Source organism: Microbulbifer maximicatervae (SeqCode), assembly GCF_052467695.1.
In genome coordinates this window covers 3,967,679-3,979,248 of record NZ_CP174320.1, presented here as the reverse complement: position 1 = coordinate 3,979,248, position 11,570 = coordinate 3,967,679, and the positions used below count along the sequence as shown (strand labels likewise).

General features: G+C 47.3%; 11 protein-coding genes. 5 read left to right on the top strand and 6 right to left on the bottom strand.

Annotated elements, in window-relative coordinates; all coding sequences use genetic code 11:
* Positions 1-62: 62 nt before the first annotated feature.
* Positions 63-974, top strand: coding sequence for a M15 family metallopeptidase (locus ACJJI8_RS17495; RefSeq protein ID WP_444933168.1), 912 nt, complete (start codon positions 63-65; stop codon positions 972-974).
* A 30-nt stretch (positions 975-1,004) separates the two neighbouring features.
* On the opposite strand, the gene ACJJI8_RS17490 is transcribed toward ACJJI8_RS17495, so the two are convergent.
* Both ACJJI8_RS17490 and ACJJI8_RS17485 read right to left on the bottom strand, forming a co-directional pair.
* Positions 1,005-2,702 carry a BCCT family transporter gene (locus ACJJI8_RS17490; protein ID WP_444933167.1) on the bottom strand — a complete coding sequence of 566 codons (1,698 nt, stop codon included), beginning with the start codon at positions 2,700-2,702 and terminating at the stop codon, positions 1,005-1,007.
* A gap of 261 nt (positions 2,703-2,963) precedes the next feature.
* Positions 2,964-4,022, bottom strand: coding sequence for a DNA-binding protein (locus ACJJI8_RS17485; RefSeq protein WP_444933166.1), 1,059 nt, complete (start codon positions 4,020-4,022; stop codon positions 2,964-2,966).
* Between the two features lie 207 nt (positions 4,023-4,229).
* On the opposite strand from ACJJI8_RS17485, the gene ACJJI8_RS17480 reads away from it, so the two are divergent.
* Complete coding sequence (locus ACJJI8_RS17480; protein ID WP_444933165.1) at positions 4,230-5,225, top strand: tyrosine-type recombinase/integrase; 996 nt, start codon at positions 4,230-4,232, stop codon at positions 5,223-5,225.
* 80 nt (positions 5,226-5,305) lie between these two features.
* On the opposite strand, the gene ACJJI8_RS17475 is transcribed toward ACJJI8_RS17480, so the two are convergent.
* On the bottom strand, positions 5,306-5,488 hold the full coding sequence (locus ACJJI8_RS17475; protein WP_444933164.1) for a macro domain-containing protein: 183 nt from the start codon (positions 5,486-5,488) through the stop codon (positions 5,306-5,308).
* 542 nt (positions 5,489-6,030) lie between these two features.
* Between ACJJI8_RS17475 and ACJJI8_RS17470 the strand changes: the two genes are divergently transcribed.
* Positions 6,031-6,402: a VOC family protein gene (locus ACJJI8_RS17470; RefSeq protein ID WP_444897266.1), complete on the top strand. Its 372-nt coding sequence runs from the start codon at positions 6,031-6,033 to the stop codon at positions 6,400-6,402.
* 235 nt (positions 6,403-6,637) lie between these two features.
* On the opposite strand, the gene ACJJI8_RS17465 is transcribed toward ACJJI8_RS17470, so the two are convergent.
* Entirely contained in the window at positions 6,638-7,318 is a 681-nt protein-coding gene (locus ACJJI8_RS17465) for a GlcG/HbpS family heme-binding protein (RefSeq protein ID WP_444933163.1), read from the bottom strand.
* A 299-nt stretch (positions 7,319-7,617) separates the two neighbouring features.
* Positions 7,618-8,208, bottom strand: coding sequence for a hypothetical protein (locus ACJJI8_RS17460; RefSeq protein WP_444933162.1), 591 nt, complete (start codon positions 8,206-8,208; stop codon positions 7,618-7,620).
* A 253-nt stretch (positions 8,209-8,461) separates the two neighbouring features.
* On the opposite strand from ACJJI8_RS17460, the gene ACJJI8_RS17455 reads away from it, so the two are divergent.
* Entirely contained in the window at positions 8,462-9,211 is a 750-nt protein-coding gene (locus ACJJI8_RS17455; RefSeq protein WP_444933161.1) for a flavodoxin family protein, read from the top strand.
* A 240-nt stretch (positions 9,212-9,451) separates the two neighbouring features.
* Positions 9,452-10,297: a mechanosensitive ion channel family protein gene (locus ACJJI8_RS17450; RefSeq protein WP_444933160.1), complete on the top strand. Its 846-nt coding sequence runs from the start codon at positions 9,452-9,454 to the stop codon at positions 10,295-10,297.
* A 79-nt stretch (positions 10,298-10,376) separates the two neighbouring features.
* On the opposite strand, the gene ACJJI8_RS17445 is transcribed toward ACJJI8_RS17450, so the two are convergent.
* A complete protein-coding gene (locus tag ACJJI8_RS17445; RefSeq protein WP_444933159.1) occupies positions 10,377-11,408 on the bottom strand; it encodes a M12 family metallo-peptidase in 1,032 nt (343 codons plus the stop codon).
* Positions 11,409-11,570: the final 162 nt, after the last annotated feature.

Genomic DNA, 11,570 nt, shown 5'->3' with positions numbered 1-11,570 from the left:
GGATGTGCATACTCAAATACTATTTGAAACGGGGCTTTCCCAAAGGAATACCGAGAAGCGATATGTATAAGAAGGCTATCGCCGCCATTGCGGGCCTGGTGCTATTTGCATGCACCAAGGACCAAGATAGGAATATCAATGTTAATGATTTTGAACCTGAAGCAAAGGTAGGGATTTACGACATTTCCCAAGAAGACTGTGAGCTGATGAAGCTCCGGCAGGTTCTTCGGAACAATTCCCCTATTGGCTGTGAAAGGCTGAAAAGAGTCGTCTTCAACTATACGCCTCTCTTAGATCCCCCTGCTCAGGATAATGTTGGCATCGAAGCTGATCTATACCGCAGAGGCGCCGTTGTTGTGCTTGATATCGTTGCCGAGAACGTCCTGTCTTTATTTGGTGAGATCTCCCGATCTCGCTTTCCAATACAGTCAGCCATTCCTGTCGAATATTTTACCCTGCAAGAGCGAATGGCAGATGATCGAAACAACACGCTGGCCTTTGATTCGCGTCCCATTACAGGTGGGAGTAGATGGTCTGAGCACGCTTATGGTGTCGCTATTGATATTAACCCCCTACAAAACCCCTACCTGTATATTGATAAACACACCCGGGCCAAAGTAATCCCTAAGGATGCAACAGAGGGATATTTAAACCGGGCAAAGTTTCGTCCGGGAAAGCCAACCCGCATGGGGATGTCTGAAGATGTAACCACAATCTTTGCCAGGCATGGCTTCGCTGTCTGGGGTGGAGACTGGAATGTCCCGATTGATTATATGCACTTCCAGGTTGGCTCCCGTCAGTTCATTAACCGCCTTGTAACTTTGCCAAAGGAGAGTGCAAAACAACTATTTAACCGATATACCCAGCAATTGAATCGCTGTTTTGAGGAGAGCAACTCGATAAAAAACGCTACTCTCCTCAGAAAACATTGTGTCGATAAAGTGGTATCAGAATTTGATGGGGAGCAGGAGTGAAGGCTTCGGCCTCCTCCTGCTGCCCAACTATTAAAGTCGAGATGGATGGCTTCCAGGATCGCCCTCTATATGGGGTTTGTCATCGTGGGATACGCCGTGCTCTGCCTGGGCTGGAACCTCCCAGTTGCCCTCTTCTGTCCAGGGATCATCCTCTGGAAACTCTTCAATATAGATTTCCTTCTCTTCGTAGCTCGGCTGGTAGCGCAGGTCAAAGTGAGCGGCTTTCACAATCGATATGCACAGCAGCAAAGCAACAACTAAAAGCGGCACACCACCGATCACGCTGGCAGTTTGCAGTGTATCCAGGCCGCCCAAAAACAGCAGCGTTATCGGCATCAGTGAAAGCGCAAATGCCCAAAACAGGCGGTTCCATCTAGCCGGCTCTTCATCGACCTCTTTCTGCACAACAGCAGCAAGAATGTATGAGATGGAATCGAATGTAGTTGCAGTAAAGATGAGGGCGAGCACCGTATATACCAGAATCACCAGTTTACTGCCGGGAAGTGTCTTGAGTGTGGCAAAAATTGCGGCAGTTGCGCCCTGCTCATTTAGCATCCCAACCACATCCAGCTCACCGGAAAACTGTAAGTAGACGCCGTAATTCCCCAGCACCATAAAGAACAGGAAACAGCCTAAGGTGCCATAAAAAATGGAGCCAACCACCATGGTCTTAATGGTTCTCCCCCGCGAGATACGCGCAATAAACAAGCCGACACTGGGAGCGAAAACCAACCACCACGCCCAATAGAAGATGGTCCAGTCTTGGGGAAAATGGGTATCCGGGAACTGCTCAAACTCTGCAAATGGCTCAGTCCAGGCAGCCATATGGAAGATGTTATCCAAGACACGACCTAGGGCATCCAAGCCGGTGTTCAACATAAATAAGGTGGGGCCAACCAGGAAAACAAACAGAAGGAGTACAATAGACAACCACATATTTAGGTTGGAAAGTGCGCGGATACCCTTCTTAAGCCCAACAAAAGCGCTATAGCCGAAGATTGCCGTGCATATCATCAGCACTACAACCTGGGTTCCCAGCCCGGTGGGCACGCCCAAGAGTTCATGAGCCCCCTGAGTGATCAGCGGCGCAGCAATTCCCAAGGTCGTAGCACCGCCGCCCAACATACCAAAGATAAACAGCACGTCGATCAGCTTGCCGAGTCCGCCCTGGGCGCGCTGCTCCCCCAAAACGGGCATCAGCGCCTCACTAATTTTCAGCACGCTATGGTTTCGAACGTAGTAGAAGTAAGCGATCGGCAAAGCGGGAATCAGGTAGATCGACCATGCCAGCGGACCCCAGTGGAAAATACCGTAGGCAACAGCCCAGCGTGCAGCCTCGGGAGTGCCTCCTTCAACCTGGAACGGTGGAGTCTGGTAGTAGTAGATCCACTCAACCATAGACCAGTAGAGAATCGAAGCACCGATACCCGCACAAAAAAGCATTGACGCCCAGGATATCGTGGAGAACTCTGGGTCCTCTTCAGGCGTCCCCAGCTTGATCTGGCCGATATCGCTAAACACGATATAGACCATAAAGAGGATTGCCCCGACACCCAGTGCGAGATAGAAAACCCCTAGCTTGTCAGTAACAAAACCTTTAGCGGCTAAAACCCAGGCGGCACCCACTTCCGGGAACAGTACCAAAGGGATTGTCACTGCCAGAAGCAGCGCCAATGAACCAAAAAAAGTGGGTTTATCGATGATCTCTCTAAAATGACTGGACAACACTTGCCTCCCAAATGCCTTGCAAACCGCGGCAAATAAAAGCAAGTGGGACTTTATATAAGGAACTTTATTATGCGGCGTTAGTGAATAGAGCTTATATAAGGATAGGTAGGTTAACTACAGCTAAATTTGCTTTTACTTATCTCCAATAGTACCAGCTAGTCAACGTATTTCAATTTTACTGCTGTCACATCTGTTTAGGTGCGACAACCAATTGAACTGGGGCTATCAACTGACGACCGCCCCAGCCTGCCGGGTTCTGAACTACTGCTTACCCAAAGATTTTTCCAGTTGAGCAAACTGTCCTTGCAGCATTGCCTTCTCCTGAAGAAGGATACGATTCTCGTCTGACAAGACCTCTATCCGGTCTTTTGTAGCGCCCAGTTCCGCATCCAGTCTTTCCAAAGATACTTGCTGAAGCTGAATCTCTTTAGCTTGTCCTACACCGCTGCTCTGGAGGCGGGTAACCTCATCCTGTAATCGTGTAATTTCAGAAGATTGGGATTCAGCGCTTGCTGCCTGCTCTTCAGCCTGCCGCTTATAGTTTGCTGCTTCGGCTTGAGCGGCGCCTATATTTTCACGCAACTCCTGCTTTTCCCGATTGAGTTCAGTAATTAATGCCTGCCCCTGCTTATACAGAAGGCCCTGCTCAGAAAGCTTCTGTTCCGCTAGCCCGAGCTGCTCCGCCAGTGAAGCCACCTGCCCCTTAAGTTGCTCACTGGAAGATCGAAACTGATCTCGCTCGTGCTGCCGGTCTGTAGCTGTTCGCTGCTGGAAGTGCTCAAAGTGCTCGCGCACATCGCGATTCTCCTGCTTCATCTCTTCAATTGAGGCCTTCTGCTCCTCAACTCGAACCGAGGCCTGCTCCAATTGAAACTCACTTTTTTCCAGTTCTGACTGAGCTTCACCCAGGGTAACTTTGAGGCGGCGCTTCTCACTTTCAGAAGCTGAAAGCTTCTGCTCCAGCTCGCGAATCAATGCGGTTTGCTTGCTACTGGTCTCTTGAGCTTCATTTAGTCTCTCTGTTATCTCCAGCTCTTTAGCTTCAAATTCCTGCTGAACCTGCTCCACTCTCTGGTCCGCATCCCCCTGGATACGCTGATGAAGCCCTTTCAGCGCCTCCACCAAATCTTTAGGTAAGCCGCTGACATCAATGCTGCTGGAACTCTCGCTTTTCCACCGCTTTAGAAGCGGCGCAATTGTACTTTTACTCCCTGTCCCCAGATGAGCGCGCACCCTATCAACTGTCGGCTCCTCGCCCCGGGCCTTAATCGCCTTTGCTGCCTCAAAAATGTCCAGATAGGTGACCCCTGTGCGCGCCATTAACCTTCCCTCAGATTATTTTGTACCAAATTACGTATTACGTAATAATACATAACATATAAAAATAAACCAATTCTTGAATTAACCTAACTAACCTTCGATAATGATTCTTATCGAAGGTTATAAAAGTAAGGGAATCCCCCTTTAACGTACCCTCAGTACAAATAGTGGTTTCCGGGTGACGCAGAATTCATGAGAAAATAGCCTATGGCTTCAACCAAAATCCAAGCTCAATCCCCGCTCGGTAGTACATCTAGCGGGGCTGGAGCACTTCTGACTGAGGGTGACATTCAGAAGTACCTGCGAGCAGCGACTTCAGACAGCACTCGCAAAGCCTATCGGTCTGCCATTCGCCAGTTCGAGAAATGGGGAGGCCGACTCCCCGTCGATAGCCATTCACTGGTTAGCTATCTATTGAGTCGAGCCGAGCAATTGAACCCGCGCACCCTGGATTTGCACCTAACCGCCATAGGCCAGTGGCACCTTTATCAAGGCATTGCCAACCCAGTCGCTGAACCACTGGTACAGAAAACCATGCGCGGCATTCGCCGCACCCACGGAAAACCCAAGCAAAAAGCCAAGGCGCTGAGCCTCGAACACATTGCCACCCTCACCCGACAGTTGCGCTCTCAACCAGATTCCAAGAAGAAGACCCGTGACTTGGCATTGGTGCTGGTAGGTTTCTTCGGTGCCTTCCGGCGTAGTGAGTTGGTGGCGATCCAGGTTGAAGACCTGATATGGGAGGAGGAAGGCTTGATCATTCGCCTGCCCAAATCAAAAACGGATCAAAGTGGTCAGGGTATGATGCGCGCCCTTCCCTACGGCACCCCTGAAATCTGTCCCGCACGAGCACTTAAGTCCTGGCTGGATGTTAGTGGCATTAGAGCTGGGCCTGTATTTCGGTCAGTCAATCGCTGGGATACGGTGCAAAGTCGACAGCTAAACCCCACAGCTATCAACGATCTACTGAAAAATCTCGGGGAAGCCTGCGGTTTTGACTTTGTTGCCGAACTCAGCAGCCACAGCTTTCGCCGAGGCCTGTCTACTTCTGCTGCGCGAGAAAAAGTTGGCTTTGAGCTAATCAAGAAGCAAGGTGGCTGGAAGAGTGACGCCACTGTCTGGGAGTATATTGAGGAGGGGCAACAGTTTACCGACAACGCCTCAGCTATCTTGATGAAGAAGATGTCGGAACTATTATCTTAAGAAGTTGTTATTGACCTGCTGGCAAGTCCCGCCTTTCAGGCGGGCGGTATATGTGCGGAAGTAATCAGCCTGGGGGCTTGTTACGGCACAAACTTAACAAGTGTGTGATTTTCGCCTTCAAGTTCATTTTCTATGATGCTGGAAATTACCTCCCAATCTCCACCGGCAAGCCCCGCACCTATTAGAGGATACCCAATCCTCTTCCCCGGAAAATCTTTCTTAACTTTGGTGAATACACTGCGTATAGCCTCATAATCCGCCATTACCCCTTTCCTCTCCAGTGAAACTGAGTGTAAGCATTGACGACCGTAAAGCTGGCCTCTAACTGTGATATGTAAGCACTTGAATACGTACCCAGCTTAAATCGTGAGCCTTTTTCTGTACCCAAGTCCGCCTTGTAGGCTTCAGGGAAAAGCTTCTTAATAGTTAAGGCTATCCCCTTTCCCATTTGGCACTAGCAATTGCACCCATGAACAATGACATCAAAATGGCCCTCAAGTGCCATTTTGATTAAATCACCTTCTACTACATTCATCCTCGACCTCCAGAAATCCAAAACGCCTTAGCAGTCTTCAACGCGTATACAGTGGAACGAAAGGCAAACGCTCTAGCGCAGTTTCAACTTTCTTGATTGATTAACAACTCTCAACTAATTGACACTAGATCAATATAATATGCACCAAGCTGCCCTGAGCTGAGCCACACTGAAAAGCCTTATCTAATTTGTTGTTGCTAAAAATAACTATTGATAACTTAACATAGAAGTTATCGCTACGAAGAATTTAAGTATGAGTAAAGAGGAAACATGAGCGGACCCGCAAAATTTGGTGTCGTTGTATACGCAAATGATATCAATGAATTGTCAAAATTCTATATAAATATGTTCAGCTTGTCTGTACTTCATAAAACAAACGAACTGGTTAGTTTGGGCGGAGAGGGTTTCAATATTGTTGTGCATACTCCCCCTATTGAACTTCCCGAAGAAAATTTTAATACAGTCAAAGTATTTATAGCAGTACAAAGCCTTACAAAGGCACGGCACCAAGCAATAGAGTTAGGTGGCAAATCCCTTGACGGAGAGTGGTCAAATCCAATATTCAAAGCCTGCAATATAGCTGACCCTGAAGGCAATCATATTCAGCTTCGGGAGTTCACTAATAGTACGACTAATAAATAGATCCCCCTACCCGTTTGCGGCGCCTATAGGCGTCGCCACCATCTTATCTCCCGTTTACAGTTGCAATAAAAGAGGCTCTTGTTTATTAGTATTGATTGGATCGGTAGCCTATTTATCACCCTTACAGCTAGATTTTTTCATCAGTTTACACTAGTAGATATCGGCGACTAGCCGATCAACTTAAGTACATATGGAGAGCCAAGTCAGTTCATTACCTGAATTGCTCTAAAGTAATTTAGTTTTTAGATCTAGTCGGATGTGTCTTAGGTAGTTTTTTGGCAATGTCACTTGCTTCAGGCGAGCAGGCAGGGTGCCCCCAACCACCAGCGCTAACACCACCCACAATGTCATTGGCGATGTTATCGTCCTTGCTAGGACTCACCCCTTCAGGTATGTAGTCCATCTTGAGCATATGACGAACTTTCCACGCAACATTATGGTCCGCACATGAACTATCACCACTTACCCCAACTGCTCCAAGAAGCTTGCCGTCGTCTTTGTACAGCGCTAAACCACCACCAAAAACATTAACGCCTCCAATTTTCTCACCAATCATTGGGTCGTGTTCTGTACCAATATCATTGGGTAGCCCGCCATAAGCAACATTGGTATCAACTGGATTGCTATGTTGTAAACTATACAAACTTCCACCAGGCTGAACAGCTGTAAAAAGGTTTGCTGTCGATAAGGGTAGGCCTGGCAGACTGAAAGCATTTGCTGTATTTGCTTTTTGCGCTGAAATGACGCGGCTACCGGGCCATTGGTCGCCTCTATCTTCGCCGGAAAATACAACAGCTCTAACAATTCCATCTCTATCAACTACCGTTGCCCACATATTTAAGCTAAAACCGCCATTCTGTTCTTTTACGACATCTTTTAGCACCGCCTTAAGTTCGGAATATTTTGGTAACTCCATTGAATTAACCTGCATAATCTATATCTTCATTTCTTGCTGAGAGTGATGGGCCGTTGATAATACTAGGTTAGATTAATATAGAATCAATTATGCCCTTGGGTTTTAGCTATATTTTTAACACTCCTAATAAATGTCTTTAATGGTTGGCTAGAGTAGGCATGAAAAATCGCACTAGGTCGCCTTTCGCAAAGGTATCGACGATACCGCCTTAATAGAATTACGATCTTTAGCTAATTTGCTGAATTGTTTAGTTGTGGTAATGACATCGTATCCCCGGCAGTATCATTAGGCCCAAGCACTTATTGCTTGATATGGGTCTCATTGAAGATTGATTCCCAGTCCTGATCAAAGGTCTCGGGTATTGACGAGGAAGTCCTCCGAAAGAACAACACACCAACATGAGCTTCATGACCCTTCTTAGCGGTACTATCAGCAGTAACCTCCTCGATAAAACCTCGCATAGTGCCACTGCCATCGAGGGTCAAATTTGTAACGCTCTCATCGGACACATCAACAGCTACCACTTGAATTCTATTGCCACTCTTCATATAGGCAAAGATGCCGATATCTTTAGCTATAGTGGTCTCATTCACCTTCTCTTCAACTGCAGTTAGTTGGTGTTTAACATCCGGCTTCTTCGTTACCTCAAGATAGCGACCACCACCACCCACCCCTGTTTGCTTGAGAACTTTAAAAGTTCGGCAAATCTGCTCCTTTTCTAAGGTAAAGGCGTCTGGACTGTGCTCGTAAAAAATAAACGACTCACCTTCAATTGCACACCAGACTCCTTCCAAGGAATCTTTAGCTTCCGATTGGGCATTGGCGTGAGTAGCAACAAGAGTCAGAAGCACTGAGGGAAACAGGAGTAATAGCTGATTGATTATTTTCATGGTGACTTCCAAGATAGTAGTCAGTCAAATATAGGCGCAGCTTTACGGTTAGATAATCCCGGGGCAAGCCGAATCACGCCAATAGTAACGCTCCCTAGCGGACCCTGGATGGATAAGTCGAAGCCTGATCCCCGTAAGTTATATGGACTAACACCGTGTCGCAGATCTATTTGGGTAAAGTTCAACGTATCCTCGTTGAAATCACGGGATTAGAACTCAGGCTATTATCTAAATTGTGGCAAGGAGGCCTTAAATGACGAAGCTAAATCAGAAACAAATTGAAGACTGCAAGTCTAGCAAGTCGGACTTCTCCGACCTCAAGGCGCTATTCCTCAACTGCACTCTAAAGCCTACGCCTGAACTCTCCCATACAGACGGTCTAATTCGCATATCCAGGGAAATCATGGAGCGCAACAAAGTCTCAGTTGAGGTTTTACGCCCTGTTGATCACGACATCGCTTTTGGTGTTTACCCGGATATGACGGAGCATGGCTGGGACACTGATGAGTGGCCACTGCTCTATCGCCGGGTTGAAGACGCAGATATCCTGGTTATAACCACGCCGATCTGGTTGGGAGAGAAATCCTCTATCTGCACCCAAACTATAGAAAGGCTCTATGCGAACTCAGCTGACCTGAACTCTAAAGGCCAGTACGCATACTACGGCCGGGTGGGCGGTTGCCTTATCACCGGCAATGAAGATGGCGCAAAGCACTGCGCCATGAATATTCTCTACTCTCTGCAACACCTTGGCTATATTATCCCTCCCCAGGCAGATGCGGCATGGGTGGGAGAAGCTGGCCCCGGCCCCTCGTATCTTGACCCCGGTTCCGGTGGTCCACAAAACGACTTTACCAATCGCAACACCACTTTTATGACTTGGAATCTGATGCATATGGCGCGAATGATAAAAGAAGCTGGGGGCATTCCCGCCCATGGCAACCAGCGCTCCGCCTGGGATGCCGGCTGTAAGCCCGACTTCCCTAACCCTGATTATCGATAGAAACATCCTGCATTTTTAACTTTATAGAGCTAAGCAGCCTAAATTTGTTGCTGTTTGGCCAAGTCTATCCGTATTTACAAAATCCTATTTACAAGGTGTAGCACCAGGGATAAATTCCCGCCTTCTTTGCTCCCATTAACACCCACCTGACCGGCATAGCACTCTTACCTCCATAAAGGGGTGCTAGGCGTTGCCATATGAATTGGTGGTCCAGTAATTCCTGTGAGGTCCCTGTCCCGAATGAAACCAGAGTTCTTAGCGCATATCCTGGATAGCAAATTATTTATCACTATATGCCTGATCTCAGTAGTGATGTTATTACGTGGTCTGCTCACGCTAGTAATAGCACGAAGTAGTTGGCAAAAAGCGGATAAGCGCCGCCGTATAAATACCGTACATAACCTTGGCAACTTGTTGTTGGTTGTTGGCCTGATGGCAATTTGGGTAAGCGAACTCCGGGACTTTGCCCTATCCATTGCCGCTTTCTCTGTGGCAATTGTATTGGCACTTAGAGAGGGGGTGCAGTGCCTCGTTGGTGGCTTGTATCAGGCAAACATGCGCTCGTTTACTGTGGGAGACTGGATTAAAGTCGGCAATCAATTTGGTGAAGTCACCGATAGTGACTGGCTAAGCACCACCCTTTTGGAAATCGATCCGCACGGTTTGGGCAATGGCTATACAGGAACAACTCTGTATATCCCTAACAATGCCTTCTTTACCCAACCGGTAAAGAACCTGAACTTTATGCGCCGGTATATCGAGCATACCTTTTCGATTACCCGGGAAAGCAAAGGAATGAATCCATTTGAGGCCAAGAAGTTTATCTCTGAGCGACTTAAAGAACACTGCGAGTCCTTCCGTGAAGTTGCCGAACGCTACTGCAACCTGATTGAGAATCGCATGGGCGTTGAGCTGTCGGGGCCTGATGCCAAAGTCTGTATCACAACGAATGAACTTGGCCACGATGTAACCACGGTAACCGTCTTTTGCCCCCGAGAGGAAGCCACCAATATCGAACAGCTGGTGACTGAAGACTTCTATAACTTTTGGTTCGAGAAGACCAGGGATGTAGAGTCTAAAGCTTAACGCAGTCGTATTAAAAGGTATCGCCGATTGAAGCCGCTAGCAGTTCTGCATTGCTAGCGGCTACTTTATAAATTTGCCGTTAACTTTCCCCATCGACCCGGAAGTTGGCAACCTCCCAGGCGCGCTCACGGATAACCCGGGCATTATCTTCAAGGTTGGAGGTGCCTGTAGGGTCTCCATCTATTGTGATATCCGGGTTGGACCACTGCTGAATTCTGGGGCCGCCTCGATCCGACGGGCAATTGTAGGCCATCACACTCCTCCAAGTTGAAGGGGTGGTATTGCAGTAGCCGTGGCCATATTCAAACGGCTCCATATTCGAATCACTGTAGATAATATGTCGGGCTCCCAGTAGGTGGCCAATTTCATGGGCAAAGCTGAAGTACCCCGTTGCGCACCCTTCCCTTGCGAAAGCAAAGGCTGTTGATTCCGATGCGTAGATCGTCTTAGCCAGTCCACATGATCCGCTGTACAAATCATTGCCGGTTAAAACAATCATTACATCTGCACTATACAAGTCTCTAAGTTCGTATAGTTCTTTAGTTTCTGGATATGCGTCATTCGAAAAGTACTCGCGGTCCACATAGAAGCTACCGCTTTCTGCATAGCTGGTTCTATAAGCGTGAACAATTTCTACCGAGGTATTGACTTCACTATTGGCAAATGAAACATTGGTTTCCTCTTCCAATAAATCCATGTAGGCGGGTACATCACCGGCGTCTGCCTCAAAGGCATCGGTATAAGCAACTATAACGGTTATTTTTCCACCAGAGTCAGTAGTCGCAATTCCTGAGGTTGTGTTTAGCGCACCAACCTTGGAAGTAAAATCCATTTCTTCAAAGTAGTTACTATCATGGTCGACAAGTGAATTGTCTGGAACCTCAGCGATTGTAACCGCACCGTTTCCGGCAGGTCTCACTTTGTAGAGCCTACCTTCAGATTGTATTGAGCCAACAATTCTACCGTTGTTCTCGGCTAAGGTGATAAACCCTTTTCCATCCTCAGAAAATGCAGATAGTGAAGCCCTATTTTTTGTTGAGCGAATATTTTGCAAGGTAAACCGTTGCTTGCCGAACTCACTGGGAACCTCAAGGGTACTACCGGGCTTCAAGCTAAAAATCTTATTATTTAAACTTTTTTTAGTTTTATGTGAGATTATATTTGATCTACTTTTACTCATGGAAGCTTCAAAAACAACATGCACATTTTCTTCTGAATGAGCGCCAAATGTAGAAAATAGCAACACGAAAGGCGCAAGAATTTTAAAACTTTT